This window comes from Neisseria sp. P0004.S004, from assembly GCF_051963335.1.
GTDB lineage: Bacteria > Pseudomonadota > Gammaproteobacteria > Burkholderiales > Neisseriaceae > Neisseria.
The window spans coordinates 61253-79324 of sequence record NZ_JBQCUK010000009.1 but is presented as its reverse complement, the minus strand read 5'-3'; the positions used below and the strand labels follow the sequence as shown (position 1 = coordinate 79324).

The window sequence follows — 18072 nt, the reverse complement described above, 5'->3', positions numbered from 1 at the left end:
TTCAAAAACAATCAAAAGGCCGTCTGAAATGTTTCAGACGGCCTTTTATTATTTGGCAATGTTTACCGGCTTATTGCTGACGCTTGTCCCACCAGGCAAACAAATTGCCCAAAATCGTTCCCGATACGGAGTGCCAAACGCAGGCAACGGCGGCGGCAACGGCAGACTCGGCATTGCCGGGGAAGAATTTGGCGCTCAAACCGGTGGCAAGTCCGGCATTTTGTACGCCGACTTCGATGGCAAGGGTGCGTTTTTTGGCGGTATTCATACCGGTTAACGCGCCGCTGTAATAGCCGAGGATATAGCCGCCGATGTTATGTGCGGCGATGGCGAGTATCATGACCAAGGCAGATTCGGCAAAGCGGTGGCCGTGGACGGCCGCAACGCCGCCGACAATACATGCGAATGCGGCAACGGCAACAGCCGGCATAATCGCGCGCACGTCTTCAAACCAGTGTTTTTTGTGCAGCAAAATATTGGCCACCGAACCAATGACAACAGGCAAAAGCGTTACAAGCAGCATAAATTTGAACATACCCCAGCCGTCCATTTCGACGGTTTGTCCGACCAAATAAGTCATCCACAGCGGCGTCATCACAGGTGCGAGGACGGTGGAAACCGTGGTCATGCCGACTGAAAAGGCAACATCGCCTTTAGCCAAAAAACTCATGATATTGGACGAAACGCCGCCCGGACAGGTACCGACCAAAACCAAACCCAGCGTCAATCCGGGCGAAAGATTGAAGGCTTTGGCAATACCAATGGCGAGCAGGGGCATAATCGTATATTGGGCGATTGCGCCGATAAAAATATCGAGCGGACGCTGCGCCATAATTTGATAATCTTCTTTGCCCAAAGTCATGCCCATGCCGAGCATGATGATGCCGAGTACGACGACTTGCGTATCGCCTTTTACCCATGAAAAAGTGACAGGTTCGATAAAGGCGATAATGGAGGCAAGAATGATGATCAGGGCGGTGAAGCGGGTCATTTGCCGACTGATTGCGGTCAGAAAGTTCATGTTTTTACTCCTTTGTATGTTCTTATCATGACAATAATTGCCATAAGTTAACAGATATTAACTTATTCATATAACTCTGACAATGAAAATAGAAAAACTGTCATTTCATCAAATTAAACATAAAATATAACGACAATCGTAGCTTATAAGTATCAAGTAGTCTTTGCCGCCAGAAAAATAGTGATGTCTTATGTTTTAAATGCCTCCAATTTAATTTTGCAAAAGACCAAAGCGATACAGGGAAGTTAAATTACAACAACTTAAAAGGAAATAAAAAATGAATTTAAAAGAGCAGGTTGAGTTGTTATTATCTCAGCAGAAACATCCTGAAATAATAAAGAAAAATTTAGATGACCAAAAACTTACCCATGATGTTTTATTATCTTTGGGCGTAAGACCTGATAGTGAATTTTATGAGCTTTATACCAAATATTTTTTAGGATCACTAATTGGTAGCTATAGTGAACTTGTTGATCCATGTTCACCTGACAGCTTTGATGGAGCAATCATGGCTCATGAGTATTGGGATATCCCAAAAAATTATATTCTCTTTACAACCGGGGAAGGAGAAGGGAGTTATTTTTACAATACTGAAGATAATAGCGTTTGGGATTATGGCTTGGGTGAGCAACACTTGCTAGGTACAGATCAGCTAAGGCATTGGAGTAGCTTTTACAAATTTATGGTTTGGTATTTGACGCCCGATGAATCATAATGGCACTTTGAAAGACTATTAAGTCCTGTCCAGCTTTTTTCAAATTCAAAGATATTTGTTAGATTTTCCACTCAATCTACACCTGTTTTAATACAGATTTGGGATTTGCAACAAATTTCAAAAGCAAAACAGTAGCATTAAGGCCGTCTGAAAACTTTTCAGACGGCCTTATTCTATCTGTTCGTTATCGATTTATTCGATATTTTGAACCTGTTCGCGCATTTGTTCGATTAAGACTTTCAGTTCAACCGAAGCTTGCGTGCATTCGGCGGCGATGGCTTTGCTGCCCAAGGTATTGGCTTCGCGGTTGAGCTCCTGCATCAGGAAATCCAAACGTTTGCCTACGCTGCCCTTGCCTTCGGTAACGATGCGGCGCACTTCGGCGATATGGGTGCGCAAACGGCTGAATTCCTCATCCACATCAGATTTCTGAATGAACAAAGCAAATTCCTGTTGCAAACGGTCATTGTCGATATTGCCGACGGCTTCTGCCAAACGGGCTTTGACTTTGTCCATATGCGCCTGCAGCAGGCTGGGGAACAATTCGTTCAAAGCGTCCACAATCTCTTCCATGCCGTCCAGACGTTGCAGCAGGTGCTCGCCCAGCTTTTTGCCCTCGCGTTTGCGGGCGGCTGCAAACTCTTTCAAAGCGCTGGTCAATAAATCTTTAACGCCTTTGGCCAAAGCCTCGGCGTCTTCGCCCTGACCCGCCAAAACGCCGGGAAAACGCAAAACATCGGCCACGCTCAATTTGGCAAAATCATGTTCCTTGCGCCAAGTTTTGTTCAAATGCGCCAGTTGGACAACCAAATCTTGATTGACCTCCAAAGTCTGTCCGCCCGAGGAGGCATCCTGCAGCTGGATGCGGCATTCCAATTTACCGCGCGCCACGGCCGCGGCAATCTGCTCGCGCAACGCGCCTTCCAAATAGCGCAACTCTTCCGGCATACGGAATTGGACATCCAAATAACGATGATTGACCGCGCGGATTTCCAAATTAATCCGCTTGCCGCCGCATTCGCCTGCGGCATTGGCAAAGCCGGTCATGCTGTGGATTTGAATATTTCGTCTTGTAGCCATGGTTTTACTCCGTTTCCAAATACGAGTGAAAGTACGGATACTATAACACACCCGACCGCCGATTTTCAGACGGCCTTTGCCGCCAAATTCCTCTATAATTCAAGGCAACCTGTTTTTTATTTCCCCAAAGGACCATCATGAGCGACTACACACGCACCGGCCGCGCCGCCGACAGCCTGCGCAACATCAAAATCACCCCAAACTTCCTCCCCCACGCCGACGGCTCCTGCCTTATCGAGTGCGGCAACACCAAAGTGATTTGCACCGCCTCCATCGACGAAAATGTCCCACCGTTCCTGCGCGGTAAAGAACAAGGCTGGGTAACGGCCGAATACGGCATGCTACCGGCTTCCACCGCCTCCCGTATGCGCCGCGAGGCCGCCGCAGGCAAACAGTCCGGCCGCACACAAGAAATCCAACGCCTGATCGGCCGCTCGCTGCGCGCCGTCGTCGATATGGAAAAACTCGGCGAACGCCAAATCCTGATTGACTGCGACGTTATCCAAGCCGACGGCGGCACGCGTACCGCCTCCATTACCGGCGCCTACGTTGCCCTGCAAATCGCCGTGGACAAACTCCTTTCAGACGGCCTCATCAGCGAAAACCCCATCCGCGAAGCCGTTGCCGCCGTTTCCGCCGGCGTGGTGGGCGGCGTACCACTCCTGGACTTAGACTATCCCGAAGACTCAGGCTGCGACAGCGACGTCAACATCATCATGACCGCATCCGGCAAAATCATCGAAATTCAAGGCACGGCCGAAGGCGCACCGTTCAGCATCGAAGAATTGGGCAAACTCATTGCCCTCGCGCATAAAGGCATTGCCGAATTGGTCCAACACCAAAAGGCCGCCCTTTTGTCCCGATAAGCAACAAGGCCGTCTGAAAGATTTCAGACGGCCTTTTTTAACCCCGTCCATTTATGCGCATTTACTCAAAAAAGCGCGTCCCATCCTTGAATTTCATGTAAAAAATAGTAATAATAACCCTTTTTCCAGCAAACCAAGCTGCCCGACAAACCCCACAAGAAAGCACGAAACATGGCGTTAATCGTACATAAATACGGCGGCACATCAGTAGGCTCGCCCGAACGCATCAAAAACGTAGCCAAACGTGTCGCCAAAGCCCGCGCCGAAGGACACGACATCGTAGTCGTCGTATCCGCCATGAGCGGCGAAACCAACCGACTGGTCGCCCTGGCGCACGAAATGCAAGAACATCCCGATCCGCGCGAGCTGGACGTCGTCCTTGCCACCGGCGAACAAGTAACCATCGGCCTGCTGGCCATGGCCCTGAAAGACATCGGCGTTGACGCCAAGAGCTACACCGGCTGGCAGGTTGCCCTCAAAACCGACACTTCCCACACCAAAGCCCGCATCGAAAGCATCGATGACGAAAAAATGCGTGCCGACCTCGCCGAGGGCAAAGTCGTTATCGTAGCCGGTTTCCAAGGCATCAGCAGCGAAGGCAATATCTCAACTCTCGGCCGCGGCGGCTCCGATACCTCCGCCGTTGCACTTGCCGCAGCCCTCAAAGCCGACGAATGCCAAATTTATACCGACGTAGACGGCGTTTACACCACCGATCCGCGCGTCGTACCCGAAGCACGCCGCATGGACACGATCACATTCGAAGAAATGATCGAATTGGCCAGCCTCGGCTCAAAAGTTTTACAAATCCGCTCCGTAGAATTCGCCGGAAAATACAAAGTGCGCCTGCGCGTACTCAGCAGCCTGCAAGAAGGCGGCGACGGCACCCTGATTACCTTTGAAGAGGACGACAACATGGAAAGAGCAGCCGTAACCGGTATCGCATTCGACAAAAACCAAGCCCGTATCAACGTACGCGGCGTACCCGACAAACCCGGCGTTGCCTACCAAATCCTCGGCGCAGTTGCCGATGCCAACATCGAAGTCGACATGATCATCCAAAATGTCGGCAGCGAAGGCACAACCGACTTCTCCTTCACCGTACCACGCAGCGACTACAAACAAACCATCGAAATCCTGCAACAACGTCAAGACAGCATCGGCGCAGCCTACATCGACGGCGACGACACCGTATGCAAAGTCTCCGCAGTCGGCTTGGGCATGCGTTCACACGTCGGCGTAGCCGCCAAAATCTTCCGCACCCTCGCAGAAGAAGGCATCAACATCCAAATGATTTCAACTTCCGAAATCAAAGTATCCGTCCTGATTGACGAAAAATACATGGAACTGGCCACCCGCGTTCTGCATAAAGCATTCGACTTGGGCAACTAATTCCAGCCAATCAAAAGGCCGTCTGAAACTTTATTGTTTCAGACGGCCTTTTTAATTAAAACTTTGCTGTTTTAATCCTCAATCCTTTCCTTCTCTCGAAAAATGCTCAATCTCAAATCCGCTCTGACGATAAGTTCGGAAACGGTCTCGGGCTTCGGCCAAATCTTCTAAGCTGTTGCCCACAATTTCAAGGATACGGTTTGGAATGGCCGGGGCTTGGCTCCAGAAATCGGCAGACAGGTTTAAAACCGTGCAATCTTTCGGAATATTCGGCAGTGCATTTCCAAACGCAAGCAATACCGGCGTTTCAGACGGCATGGGGTCGGTAGGCAGCCAGACTTCATGCGGAATAAAGCTTTCGGGAATCTGCTGCCACAAATCAATGTCGAGTTGCTGCACTGCCGCGGCAGAATCCGACCACACCAAAATCTGCCCGCCATCGCGTATGGCGCGCGCAATCAGGCGGCAGGCAAAGGCGGCCGGTTGGGCGACATGTGTATAAAAAGTGGCTTTAGGCATGGCGTATTCTTTCGTTTAGGCAATGGATTGGCCGTTTTTAGACGGCCTTTTTGGTTTTCAACAATCTCAAGGCATTACCCAACACCAGCAGCGAGCTGAAACTCATGCCGAGCGCGGCGATCCACGGGGTCACGTAACCAAACACGGCCAGCGGAACGGCAACCAGATTGTATGCGCTCGCCCAAGTCAGGTTTTGGCGGATGATTTGATGGGTGCGGCGTGCCTGTTCCATCATCACGGGCAAAACGTTCAAATCATCATTGAGCAAAACCACATCGGCACCGTCGCGCGCCACATCGGCACTCGTGGCCACTGCGGCCGACACGTCGGCTTGGGCAAGGACGGGGGCGTCGTTGATCCCGTCGCCGATCATCATGACTTTACGTCCTTGTTTTTGTAGATTTTCTACATAGGCCAGCTTGTCTTCTGGCGTGGCTTCGGCACGATAGGCATCCAAACCCAGCTCTTGCGCAACTTGGGCGACGGCAGCCTGACGGTCGCCGCTTAAAAGGTGCAGACGGATGCCGTGCTGTTTCAGGTTTTGCAACATTTCGGCGGCGCTGTCTTTGATTTGGTCTTCCAGCAAAAAGGCCGTCTGAAAACCGCTTTGATTGCCCAAGAAAATAATGCCGCCTGTGTGGTCGATATGGGCAAATGTTTCAGGCAGATTGCCGGCAATTTCTGAAACAAACGCCGCTTTGCCCAAAGCCCACACTTGGGTTTCGCCATCCAATTCGATTTGCGCGCTGACACCGTGTCCGATACGGTTGACCCGTTGCTGCACTTTCACATCAAGCGCGGATACAGGGCCGTCTGAAAGCGTATGGTTTAAAATGGCACGGGCGATGGGGTGTTCGGATTGCTGCTCCAATGCTTGGGCAATGGCAAGGGCTTGGGCTTCGTTCAGACGGCCTGCGCTCAACATCCGGCTGACAGAAAGCTGCCCTTTGGTCAGCGTACCGGTTTTATCGAACACGACGTCGCCAATTTGGGCAAGCGTTTCCAGGCTTTGTTTGCCGCTGATGAGAATGCCGTCTTTGGCCAGCGCACCGGTAGAAGCAGCCAGCGCGGTCGGTGTGGCAAGCGACAAGGCACACGGGCAGGTGATGACCAGCAGGGCAACGGTAATCCATAAGGCAGTGTGCGCGTCGGCATACCAAGCCCAGCCGATAAAAACAGGAATGGCAAGCAAGAGTTCGCCAAACACAAAACTGGACGCGTATTTTTCAGCCAACTCGGCGGCACGCGGTTTTTGCGCCAGCGCACGGTCGAGCAGTTTGACGATATGGGACAGGCGCGTGTTGCCACCGGTATGGTCGGTGCGGATGATTAAAGGGCTGCTGGTGTTGAGCGTGCCGGCAGTTACTTTTTCAGACGGCCTTTTCACGATGGGCAGGCTTTCGCCGGTCAACATGGCTTCGTTGACTTCGCTCTCGCCGGACAAAACCGTACCGTCCACCGGAATGACTTCGCCGGGCTTCACAACAATCGTATCGCCGATATTGAGGCGGACGACTGCTGCTTCCTCGATGGCTTCGCTTTCCGGATAAGACGGCAAACGGTGGCAGAATGCCGGAACCAGTTTGACCAACCGCTCCGCCGCATCGCCTGCTTTGCGTCGGGCAATCTGTTCCATAAAACGCCCGCCCAACAGGAAAAACAACAGCATGGCGATGGATTCAAAATACATGCCCTGCCCTGCGTTGGTGGCCAGACTGTAAATACCGGCGATAAAGGTCATCACAATGGCAATGGCAATCGGCGTATCCATGCCGACACGGCGGTTTTTCCAGTCGCGCCATGCGCCGCGGTAAAACGGCAACGCGCTGTAAAACACAACGGGCAACACCATCAAAAAGCCGCCCCAATGCAGGATTTCCAAATAAAGCGGCTCGATGTCGCCGCCGTAAAAATAAGTCGGCAGGGCAAACATCATCGTCTGCATCATGCCCAGACCGGCCACGGCCAATCTGACGATAAACTGCTTGCGCTCTTTCTGCGCCTGCGCTTCGATTTTTTGCGCATCATAAGGCGCGGCGGTATAACCGGTTTGGCGGATTTTCAGCAAAATATCCGACAATTCGATGTGGGCGCTGTCCCACACCACGCGGCAGCGGTGTGTGCTGTAATTCAAATCCACACGCACCACGCCCTTCATGCGCAACAACTGCTGCTCAATCAGCCACACACACGCGGCGCAGGTAATGCCGCCCAGCATCAACACCGCCTCGCGTTCATCCCCAACGCCTACCTCGACAAAGTCCGCCTGCACTTCGGGCAAATCGTACAGCTTTAATTGCGACAACACTTCCGGCGGCGGCAATTCGGATTTCTCCGCGTCGGCAGTACGCTGTTTGTAATAATTGCCCAAACCGGCATCAATAATACTCTGCGCCACCGCTTGGCAGCCTGCACAGCAGGTTTCGTGTTCTTCGTCTTCAAAACGAACCGTCAGATGCAGATGCTCGGGGACTTCAAGCCCGCAATGAAAGCAGTTTTTTTTGGGGTGTGTGGGAGATGTCATCATGTGTTCGATTTATTTTTCAGACGGCCTGAAACAACCGTCCCATGGTGTTACATTTTAGCAAAAAGCGTTTTTCCGCCTCTTTTCATTCAATTTTGAATTAACAGGCTGTCGGATTTTATAAAAAATATGGAAAACAAAGTATTGACCGTTTATCAAACGATGAACGGTAACATATAAATACCGTTTATCTTTAAAAACTTCCGATTATTTTAATGTAAAAATGGAACTTTTTTAAAAATCCCGATACATTCTTTGTTGACCTCAATCCATTTAAGCAGCATACTTTAGGCATTCCGCGAAGACGGAAATCAAAAAACACACATTTACTTATAAAACTAACTTATTGGGAAACCTCACCATGATTGATCGCCTTATGCCTATTTTTGCCGTTATCGGCATTTTGTCCAGCACCGTATACCTGAGCCTCGCCGCTTGGATGCTTTACGAAAGCGTGTTCAAAAAGAAAAGCCCTCTGTCGGCATAATCCTCAGATTTAGAATTTTACGGTAAGGCCGTCTGAAGATTCAGACGGCCTTGTTTCATTTAACATCAAGCATTCGGCTGTACGGCCAATTCAATCATCGCTTCGCGCAAACCGTCCAGGCCCAAACTTTTGGCAACGGAAACATTCACGCCGACTGCCTGCCCGGAATTGTCGCGCAAAATGCCTGCTTCACGCATACCCGACGGTAGCAAATCGATTTTGTTGTACACCACCAATTGCGGAATTTCATGCGCGCCGATTTCTTCCAAGACTTCGTTGACATCGTCCATCTGCCGTTCAAAATCGGGATTGGACGCATCAACGACGTGCAGCAGCACATCCGCCATCGCCGTCTCTTCCAAAGTGGCGGAAAACGCCGACACCAGCTTGTGCGGCAAATCGCGGACGAAGCCGACGGTATCGGTCAAAATCACGCTCGCCTCATGCGACAGGAACAGTCGACGCGCAGTGGTATCTAAAGTGGCGAACAACTGGTCTTTCGCCAATACGTCCGCTTTAGTCAAACGGTTGAACAGGCTGGATTTTCCGGCATTGGTATAGCCGACGATGGCAAAGGTTTTCAGACGGCCGCTCATGCGCGATTTGCGGCGCGTGGCACGTTGTTTGCGGACATCGGCAAGCTGTTTTTTCAATGCCGTGATTTTTTGTCCGATTAAACGGCGGTCGGTTTCCAACTGGGTTTCGCCCGGCCCTTTCAAGCCGATGCCGCCCTTCTGACTTTGCAAATGTCCATAACCGCGTACCAGCCGTCCGCTCAAGTGGTTCAGCTGGGCCAACTCCACCTGCAACTTACCTTCCTGCGATTGGGCGCGTTTGGCAAAAATCGCCAAAATCAAACCCACTCTGTCAAGGACGCGGCATTGAAGCTCTTTTTCCAGATTACGCTCTTGTGTCGGCGTGAGTTCGTGGTTGAACACGACCAACCCGACATCATGCTGCTTGACCGCTGTCGCCAATTCTTCTGCCTTGCCCGTACCGACAAACAAAGCCGGATGCGGTTTGTCGCGACGCGAAGTTTCGATAGAAACCAAATCGCCGCCGGCTGCGCCCACCAATTCTGCCGCTTCGGTCAAGGCCGTCTGAAAGCCGCGCTCGCGCGTTTCGTTTGCGCCGGAATAGTCCGCCGTCAACATCACGCCGACCAAGAGGACGCGTTCGGGCTTTTCCAAAGATTTATCGACGGAAAACAGATTGCGCTTGCTCAAAAAATTTCCTTTCAGACGGCCTGACAGCTGGGTCAAAGTCCTGATTAACGGTTTTTCAAAATATCGGCAAAATATTCGGTTACTTCTGCCAAACGTCCGCCCTGCGCAGCATAAGGCTGCATGACAGCCACCAGCTGCTCCAACACTTCGCGCGTTTCGGTTTGCGCGTGTTCGCGGTAGAGCCACATATTTTGCATGGTCACCGTGGTCAATGCCTCGCGTACATTCAGCAAGAGCAAGTGGCGGCAAGACTCATAGCCTTGGCGCAAATCGCCGGCCGCATAGGCGGTAACCGACAATTCATAGTCGATGTCCAACTGATAAACATTGTTTTGGACAAAAAGAATATCGTCTTTCGGGAACGGAATGCGTTTCGCCATCAGGCCGATTGCATGGGAAATGCGGTATTTTCCCTCCTGACGCAGCATGGTTTGCGCAAGGTAGAGGCACTCGGCACGGCGCGGGTTGTAATCGTAGCCTGCCAACCAAGTCGCCAAGGCTTCATCGCGTTTGCCCATTAATTTGTAGCACTCGCCCAGCTGTTGGTAAGAAACCGTTACTTCTTCGACCCAACCGCCCAACTCGATGCGTTTTTTAAACCATTCGCTCGCACGCTCGGGCATATCGGAATCCCAATAAGAACGCGCCGCATAAAAGGCGTAACGCGGTTTCAGGTCTTCATCTTCGGGGCTGTAAAACGCTTTTTCCAAAGAAACGGCGTCAAGCAGGTATTTGTTCGCCATGTTGCTGCGCGCGCCGAAACGGCCGCTGAGGACCATATAGTCGCCATGAAGCGTGGCTTCGCTGGTATCTTGTTTGTCGGTTTCGATAAACTCGTGCAACACGCCGCGCCAGTAGAATGTACCGTCATTGCGCAACAACAGCGGACGGTAATAAATCACGCTGCCCGTAGCATTTCTCATGCGGAGGCGGTAGCGGTCGGCGGTCAGCTCGGGCAATTCCAATTTGCCTTCAAAGCGGTCGTCCGCATCAAAAATCAACACGTAATCGGTTTTGCCTTTTGCGTGTTTCAACGCCTGATTGCGGTTGTATGCAAAATTTTGCCAACCATCATGATGAATCTCGCCCGCGATGCCCTTTGCATCGAAAAAGCGGCGGATCACGCCGACGGTATCATCGGTCGAGCCGGTATCGCTGATGACATAGTAGTCAAGTTTGATGTGGTCGGTGATGTTGGCCAGTGTTTCTTCGATGATTGCCGCTTCGTTTTTGACAATCATATTCAAGCAGATGGTTTGGGACATTTTCAATAGCCGCATTGGTTTGGAAAGGTATTATTTTACTTTAGCATTTTGTTTTTTGCACACAAAATACTCAGGCCGTCTGAAGATTGCCTTTCAGACGGCCTGAAGTTGATTTTGCCTTATCTTTTTTCCTGACGGCGTATCAGATACACCGCCAACAGTGCAAACAAAACCGTCGGCAATGCGCCTGCCAAAAACGGCGGCACGCCGTACAACTGGCTGGTAAAGCCGAAGAGTCGTCCGGCAAAGTGGAACAGCAAACCGAGACAGATACCGCCGAAAAGTTTCAAGCCCATATTGCCGTGGCGCGTGGTTTGCGGGGTAAAGGCGAAGGCAACAAGTGCCATCACCCATGCGGCAACGGGATACACCAGCTTGCGCCACCATGCGATGGCATAGACTTGGGTATTTTGGTTGTTTTTTTCCAGATGGTCGATGTAGGTGGTCAATTCGCCGACAGACATTTGGTCGGGCTTGACGAGCAATACGTCCATCAGGTTGCGCTTGACGGAAATCGGCCAGTTTTCTTCGGCGGTAGTGGAAACCTCGACTTTATCTTCGCCCAATATGCTGCGGCGGATGTTTTTCAGCTGCCAGCTGCCGTCAGGATTCAAAACGGCGGATTCTGCTTCAGCCGCTTGGGTCAGTTCGTTTTTATCGTTGCGCTGCCAAATTTTGATGCCCAAAAGCGTATGGTCGGGCAGCATTTCACGCACGTTGATGATGCTGTTTTTTTCTTTCAGCCAAAGGCCGGTATTGCCGGTACTGATTTTGCCGTTGATGGCGGCGGCTTTGATGTTTTCGGCTTTTTGGCTCAGCGTGGGGGCAACCCATTCGCCAAGCGCGACGGTGGCAATGGCGAAAATCAAACCGAACTGCGACAGAATCAACAGCAGCTTTTTGGTGCTCATGCCGCTGGCTTTGATGACGGTCAGCTCGCTGCCGGAAGCCAGTTGGCTGAGGGAAATCAGGCCGCCGATCAAAACGGCAAGCGGCATCAGTTCATACGCGCGCGCAGGCATCTGCATTAAAACATACTGCCCCAATTTTGCGCCGTTATAGCTGCCTTTTCCAAGATCGCCGACTTCGTTGATGATTTCAAAAAAGCTGTACAAAGCGAGGAAGGCAAGGAGGGCGTAAACCGCCATAACCGCCATTTGACGGATGATGTAACGTGAAATCAGGTTCATTTTCCGCCTTTCAATGTCAGACTTTTGGCAATCGCCTGCCAGAAGGGTTGGCTAGGCATACTGCGCACGCGCAGCAGGACGACGGCAATCACAAACATGATGATGTGCATGGGCAGCAGTCCGAGCCAAAAATGGATTTTGCCGTCTTCCACGGCGTTGCGCAGGAAGGTCAGCCCGTTTTGGTAAACCAAAAACAAACCGATGGCAATCAAGATATTGTAAGTGTGGCCGCTGCGCGGGTTGAAATAGGAAAGCGGCACGGCAAGCAGGCACAGCAACAAAACGCTGACGGTCAAGGAAATACGCCACATCAATTCCGCTTGGTGTTGGGGATTGCTGCTGCCAATCAGTTGGGCGGTCGGGATGGTACGTCGGTGTGAAACAGGGTCGATGAGTTTGGGCGTGGTGCTGATAATCAGGCTGAGCTTTTGGAAAGAAACGCGGTTGTAATCGGCTTTGCCGGGCGTACCGCTGTAACGGTAGCCGTCGCGCAATTCAAGCGTACGTTTGTTGTCGGTTAGCGAAAAATTGCCCTCTTTGGCAAAAACGATGTTGTCGTTGCCGTTTTTATCCTGCTCGCGCAGGAACAGGTTTTTCATGATGCCGGATTCGGTATCGAAGGTTTCGACAAAATAAACCCTGCCGTTGCGCTTGCCCAAGTTATTGAACTCGCCGGCTTCCACCAAAGACAATTCCTGCTTCTGCTTCAAGATTTCGGCATATTCGCGGCTGCGCAACTCTGCCCACGGCATCACCCAAAGCTGCATGACGGCAATCAAAATGGCAAACGGCACGGCAAACTGCATGACCGGGCGTATCCATTGTTTCAACGCCAATCCGCAGGAAAGCCAGACCGACATCTCGCTGTCGCGCCAGTAGCGGGTCAATACGGTCAGCGTACTGATAAATGCGGTCAACACCAGCAAAAGCGGGGTCATGCCGATGACCCAGAAACCGACCAAGGCCAACACGGCATCGATGGCTACGCGCCCGTCGGCTGCGCGGCCAAGCAGGTTGATGGCCTGCGTGGACACCAATACCGCCAAGAGGACGACAAAGATGCCGACGGCGGTAAAGGAAAGTTCTTTAATAAAGTTTCTTTGGTAAATCATAAGATTGAGCGTGGTATACGGTTTATGGGAAACCCATATTTATTCATAAGGCTTCAGACGGCATGACACAAATGGAGTACAATGATTTTCATCTGTTCGGACGGTTGGTCAACAGGCCGTCTGAATAACCGACAACCGTTCCAATCAGGAGAATAAACGTGAAATTTAGCACAAAAGCCGAAACTTTGCAGGCTCAACAGGCAGGTATGCAATTATTTGTCTGCGCCGAAGCATCGCAACTGAGCAACCCGACTGCCCTCGCCCTCTTCGCTTCCCTTGAAGAAGGTCAAAATTTCGCCGACACCAAAATCCCGACGGACAACGGTTTGCAGGCAGTCGCCGTCGCCCGCCTCGAAAAAACCGACCGCGTCGCATTGAACAAAGCCGCCGCCGAAGCCGCCAAATGGGCGCAAAACCAAGAAACGGTCAATGTGGACGTTCACGCCTTTGAAGAAGCGCAAGCAGCAGCCGTTGCCGAAGCGTTTGCGATTGCGTTCGGCAACGCCGCCTACCGTTTCGACCGCTACAAAAAAGAAGCCAAACCGGCCAAATTTGCAGAAGCCGTGTTCCACAGCGCACACGAAGCCGCCGTTAAAGAAGCCCTGCGCGTTGCCGAAGCGCAGGTTTACGGACAAAGCCTCTGCCGCGACTTGGGCAATGCCGCGCCCAACGAATGCACGCCTGAGTTCCTCGCACGTACCGCCAAAGCCGAAGCCGAAAAACTGGGCGCACACGCCAAAATCATTGAAAAAGACTACATCAAAGAAAACATGGGTTCGTTCTGGTCTGTCGCCAAAGGCAGCGTCGAAGACCCATATTTGGTCGAACTGAGCTATTTCGGTGCGGCCGACAAAGAAGCCGCACCTGTGGTATTGGTCGGCAAAGGCATTACCTTCGACACCGGCGGCATTTCCCTCAAACCCGGCCTGAACATGGACGAAATGAAGTTTGACATGTGCGGCGCGGCAACCGTCATCAGTACCTTCTGCGCCGCCGTCAAACTGCAACTGCCGATCAACCTGATTGCCATCGTCGCCACTTGTGAAAACATGCCTTCCGGCGCAGCCAACAAACCGGGCGACGTCGTAAAAAGCATGAAAGGCTTGACCATCGAAGTATTGAACACCGATGCCGAAGGCCGTCTGATTTTGTGCGACGCGCTCACTTACGCCGAGCAATTCAAACCCAAAGCCGTCATCGACGTCGCCACCTTGACCGGCGCGTGCATCATCGCCTTGGGACATGACGTCAGCGGCGTGATGGGCAACAATCAGGATTTGATCGACAGCCTGCTTGCCGCCTCCCGCAACGTGGACGACAAAGCATGGCAACTGCCGCTTTTCGAGACCTACAAAGACCAGCTCAAATCCAACTTCGCCGACATCCCCAACATCGGCACGCCCGGCGCAGGCACGATTACCGCCGCCACCTTCCTGTCTTATTTCACCGAAGACTACCCGTGGGCGCACCTCGACATCGCGGGTACGGCATGGAAATCCGGCAGCGAAAAAGGCGCGACCGGCCGCCCCGTTCCCTTGTTGCTGAACTATCTGCGCAATGTGAAATAAATCTTGAGGGAAGCCTGCGGGGTTAATCGTTTCAACCCTGCAGGCCGTCTGAAAACGGAATCCGCATTATCTGACTCAACCTGACAAACGGAGAACCATGATGAAACCACTATTTGCCGCATTATCTGTCGCCCTTCTGCTCGGCACATCTCTAAACGCTCAAGCCGCCGAACAAACCACCCCCACCGACCGCAGCATCCAAGTGTACAAAAAAGCCGACTTGGCAGAATGGAACCGCGAAAACGCAGCCGGAGGCCAAGGCCCGTTGCTCGGCAGCTTTGCCTTCACGCGCCATCAAACCGCCGACCAAGACGCATTCAAAGAAATCGGCTGGCTCACATTGCCGCCGGGCGCTTCCATCGGTCAGCACAAACATACCGGCAATGAAGACGTTTACATCATCGTATCCGGCAAAGGCCTGTTTACCGACAGCGAAGGCAAACAAACCGAAGTCGGCGCCGGCGACATTACCATCGCCCGCCCCGGCCAGTCCCATGCACTCAAAAATATCGGCAAAAAGCCGTTGGTATTCTTGGATTTGATTGCAGAGACTGCTGGCGCTAAAGCCGCCGAAACCAAGTAAATTTTCAATGAAAACAAATAATCTGCCGTGATTTAGAACCAGGCAGCAGAAAGATTGTTCCGTTTTCATTTAAACCCGTATACAAACCAAAGGCCGTCTGAAAACCACGCTTCGTTTTCAGACGGCCTTTTTTCTCAAAAATCTTATCATATTAATAATGAAATGTTATATAATAACAGCCTTTCGAAATATGATGAGAAACTAAAATGACACAAACCACACTCAAACCCATTGTTTTATCTATTCTTTTAATCAGTACCCCCATCCTCTCCCAAGCGCATGAAACCGAGCAGTCGGTTGACTTGGAAGAGGTTACTGTCGTCGGTAAAAGCCGTCCGCGCGCCACTTCGGGGCTGCTGCACGCTTCGACCGCCTCCGACAAAATCATCTCCGGCGATACCTTGCGCCAAAAAGCCGTCAACTTGGGCGATGCTTTGGACGGCGTACCGGGCATTCATGCTTCGCAATACGGCGGCGGCGCGTCTGCTCCCGTTATTCGCGGTCAAACAGGCAGACGGATTAAAGTGTTGAACCATCACGGCGAAACGGGCGACATGGCGGACTTCTCGCCAGACCATGCCCTGATGGTGGACAGCGCCTTGTCGCAACAGGTCGAAATCCTGCGCGGCCCGGTTACGCTCTTGTACAGCTCGGGCAATGTAGCCGGTTTGGTCGATGTTGCCGATGGCAAAATCCCCGAAAAAATGCCTGAAAACGGCGTATCGGGCGAAGCCGGATTGCGTTTGAGCAGCGGCAATTTGGAAAAACTGACATCCGCAGGCATCAATATCGGTTTAGGCAAAAACTTCGTGCTGCATACCGAAGGCTTGTACCGCAAATCGGGCGATTACGCCGTACCGCGCTATCAAAAAGAAGAAGGCCGTCTGAAACGACTGCCCGACAGCCATGCCGATTCAAAAACAGGCAGCATCGGCCTGTCTTGGGTTGGGGATAAAGGTTTCCTCGGCGTGGCGTACAACGACCGCCGCGACCGCTACGGCCTGCCTGCCCACAGCCATCTCTACGATGACTGCCACGCCGACATCATCTGGCAAAAGAGCTTGATTAACAAACGCTATTTGCAGCTTTATCCGCACCTGCTGACTGAAGAAGACATCGATTACGACAATCCGGGCTTGAGCTGCGGCTTCCACGACGACGATAATGCACACGCCCATGCCCACAACGGCAAACCGTGGATAGACCTGCGCAACAAACGCTACGAACTCCGTGCCGAATGGAAGCAGCCATTCCCCGGTTTTGAAGCCCTGCGCGTACACCTGAACCGCAATGACTACCACCATGACGAAAAAGCAGGCGATGCAGTAGAAAACTTCTTCAACAACAAAACACACAACGCCCGTATCGAGTTGCGCCACCAACCCATAGGCCGTCTGAAAGGCAGCTGGGGCATACAATATTTGGGACAAAAATCCAGCGCGCTTTCCGCCCTCCCCGAAACCGTCCAACAACCGATGTTGATTGACAACAATGTGCGCCATTACAGCCTTTTCGGTGTAGAACAGGCAAACTGGGACAACTTCACGCTTGAAGGCGGCGTACGCGTGGAAAAACAAAAAGCCTCCATCCAATACGACAAAGCCCTGATTGATCGGGAAAACTACTACAACCAACCCCTGCCCGACCTCGGTGCGCACCGCCAAACCGCCCGCTCGTTCGCGCTTTCCGGCAACTGGTATTTCACGCCCCAACACAAACTCAGCCTGACCGCCTCCCATCAGGAACGCCTGCCGTCAACGCAAGAGCTGTACGCACACGGCAAACACGTCGCCACCAATACCTTTGAAGTCGGCAACAAACACCTCAACAAAGAGCGTTCCAACAATATCGAACTCGCGCTGGGCTACGAAGGCGACCGCTGGCAATACAATCTGGCACTCTACCGCAACCGCTTCGGCAACTATATCTACGCCCAAACCTTAAACGACGGACGCGGCCCCAAATCCATCGAAGACGACAGCGAAATGAAGCTCGTGCGCTACAACCAATCCGGCGCCGACTTCTACGGCGCGGAAGGCGAAATCTACTTCAAACCGACACCGAGCTACCGCATCGGTGTTTCCGGCGACTATGTACGAGGCCGTCTGAAAAACCTGCCGTCCCTACCCGGCAGGGAAGATGCCTACGGCAACCGTCCTTTCATCGCACAAGACGACCAAAATGCCCCTCGTGTTCCGGCTGCGCGCCTCGGCGTCCACCTGAAAGCCTCGCTGACCGACCGCATCGATGCCAATTTGGACTACTACCGCGTGTTCGCCCAAAACAAACTCGCCCGCTACGAAACGCGCACGCCCGGACACCATATGCTCAACCTCGGCGCAAACTACCGCCGCAATACGCGCTATGGCGAGTGGAATTGGTACGTCAAAGCCGACAACCTGCTCAACCAATCCGTTTACGCCCACAGCAGCTTCCTCTCTGATACGCCGCAAATGGGCCGCAGCTTTACCGGCGGCGTGAACGTGAAGTTTTAAAATCGGACAGGCAAATAAAAAAGGTTTTC

Annotated in this window: 15 protein-coding genes; 7 read left to right on the top strand and 8 right to left on the bottom strand. The window is 52.1% G+C overall.

Annotation, left to right across the window (positions count from 1 at the left end; genetic code table 11):
* Window positions 1-70: 70 nt before the first annotated feature.
* Window positions 71-1021, bottom strand: coding sequence for a bile acid:sodium symporter family protein (locus tag ACTHRY_RS09060; protein ID WP_049360179.1), 951 nt, complete (start codon window positions 1019-1021; stop codon window positions 71-73).
* A 277-nt stretch (window positions 1022-1298) separates the two neighbouring features.
* On the opposite strand from ACTHRY_RS09060, the gene ACTHRY_RS09055 reads away from it, so the two are divergent.
* Window positions 1299-1736: a hypothetical protein gene (locus ACTHRY_RS09055; RefSeq protein WP_049323852.1), complete on the top strand. Its 438-nt coding sequence runs from the start codon at window positions 1299-1301 to the stop codon at window positions 1734-1736.
* A gap of 192 nt (window positions 1737-1928) precedes the next feature.
* Here ACTHRY_RS09055 and ACTHRY_RS09050 read toward each other — a convergent pair whose 3' ends face one another.
* A complete protein-coding gene (locus tag ACTHRY_RS09050; protein ID WP_234398658.1) occupies window positions 1929-2816 on the bottom strand; it encodes a YicC/YloC family endoribonuclease in 888 nt (295 codons plus the stop codon).
* A gap of 137 nt (window positions 2817-2953) precedes the next feature.
* On the opposite strand from ACTHRY_RS09050, the gene rph reads away from it, so the two are divergent.
* Together rph and ACTHRY_RS09040 are read left to right on the top strand one after the other, a co-directional pair.
* Window positions 2954-3682 (top strand): ribonuclease PH, encoded by a 729-nt coding sequence (gene rph, locus ACTHRY_RS09045; protein WP_003745651.1) that lies wholly within the window; start codon window positions 2954-2956, stop codon window positions 3680-3682.
* Between the two features lie 171 nt (window positions 3683-3853).
* Window positions 3854-5074, top strand: coding sequence for an aspartate kinase (locus ACTHRY_RS09040; protein ID WP_003745649.1), 1221 nt, complete (start codon window positions 3854-3856; stop codon window positions 5072-5074).
* 78 nt (window positions 5075-5152) lie between these two features.
* Here ACTHRY_RS09040 and ACTHRY_RS09035 read toward each other — a convergent pair whose 3' ends face one another.
* Together ACTHRY_RS09035 and ACTHRY_RS09030 are read right to left on the bottom strand one after the other, a co-directional pair.
* Window positions 5153-5593, bottom strand: coding sequence for a DNA polymerase III subunit chi (locus ACTHRY_RS09035; protein WP_049323851.1), 441 nt, complete (start codon window positions 5591-5593; stop codon window positions 5153-5155).
* A gap of 37 nt (window positions 5594-5630) precedes the next feature.
* Complete coding sequence (locus ACTHRY_RS09030; RefSeq protein ID WP_049323880.1) at window positions 5631-8117, bottom strand: heavy metal translocating P-type ATPase; 2487 nt, start codon at window positions 8115-8117, stop codon at window positions 5631-5633.
* Between the two features lie 361 nt (window positions 8118-8478).
* On the opposite strand from ACTHRY_RS09030, the gene ACTHRY_RS09025 reads away from it, so the two are divergent.
* Window positions 8479-8604, top strand: a complete 126-nt coding sequence (locus tag ACTHRY_RS09025) for a hypothetical protein (RefSeq protein ID WP_003678791.1) — start codon at window positions 8479-8481, stop codon at window positions 8602-8604.
* A gap of 65 nt (window positions 8605-8669) precedes the next feature.
* Here ACTHRY_RS09025 and hflX read toward each other — a convergent pair whose 3' ends face one another.
* The 4 genes from hflX to lptF all read right to left on the bottom strand — a co-directional run bounded on the left by hflX (window position 8670) and on the right by lptF (window position 13397).
* Window positions 8670-9830: a GTPase HflX gene (hflX, locus tag ACTHRY_RS09020; protein ID WP_049323850.1), complete on the bottom strand. Its 1161-nt coding sequence runs from the start codon at window positions 9828-9830 to the stop codon at window positions 8670-8672.
* A gap of 44 nt (window positions 9831-9874) precedes the next feature.
* Window positions 9875-11095 (bottom strand): glycosyltransferase, encoded by a 1221-nt coding sequence (locus ACTHRY_RS09015; RefSeq protein WP_239662120.1) that lies wholly within the window; start codon window positions 11093-11095, stop codon window positions 9875-9877.
* Window positions 11096-11214: 119 nt separating this feature from the next.
* On the bottom strand, window positions 11215-12285 hold the full coding sequence (gene lptG / locus ACTHRY_RS09010; protein WP_049323849.1) for an LPS export ABC transporter permease LptG: 1071 nt from the start codon (window positions 12283-12285) through the stop codon (window positions 11215-11217).
* Complete coding sequence (gene lptF, locus ACTHRY_RS09005; protein ID WP_049323848.1) at window positions 12282-13397, bottom strand: LPS export ABC transporter permease LptF; 1116 nt, start codon at window positions 13395-13397, stop codon at window positions 12282-12284. Before lptF ends, lptG begins: the two co-directional genes overlap by 4 nt.
* A gap of 158 nt (window positions 13398-13555) precedes the next feature.
* Between lptF and ACTHRY_RS09000 the strand changes: the two genes are divergently transcribed.
* The 3 genes from ACTHRY_RS09000 to znuD all read left to right on the top strand — a co-directional run bounded on the left by ACTHRY_RS09000 (window position 13556) and on the right by znuD (window position 18043).
* A complete protein-coding gene (locus ACTHRY_RS09000; RefSeq protein ID WP_440374203.1) occupies window positions 13556-14965 on the top strand; it encodes a leucyl aminopeptidase in 1410 nt (469 codons plus the stop codon).
* A gap of 100 nt (window positions 14966-15065) precedes the next feature.
* Window positions 15066-15548 carry a cupin domain-containing protein gene (locus tag ACTHRY_RS08995; RefSeq protein WP_440374204.1) on the top strand — a complete coding sequence of 161 codons (483 nt, stop codon included), beginning with the start codon at window positions 15066-15068 and terminating at the stop codon, window positions 15546-15548.
* 206 nt (window positions 15549-15754) lie between these two features.
* Window positions 15755-18043, top strand: a complete 2289-nt coding sequence (gene znuD, locus ACTHRY_RS08990) for a TonB-dependent zinc receptor ZnuD (protein WP_440374202.1) — start codon at window positions 15755-15757, stop codon at window positions 18041-18043.
* The last annotated feature ends 29 nt before the right edge of the window (window positions 18044-18072 follow it).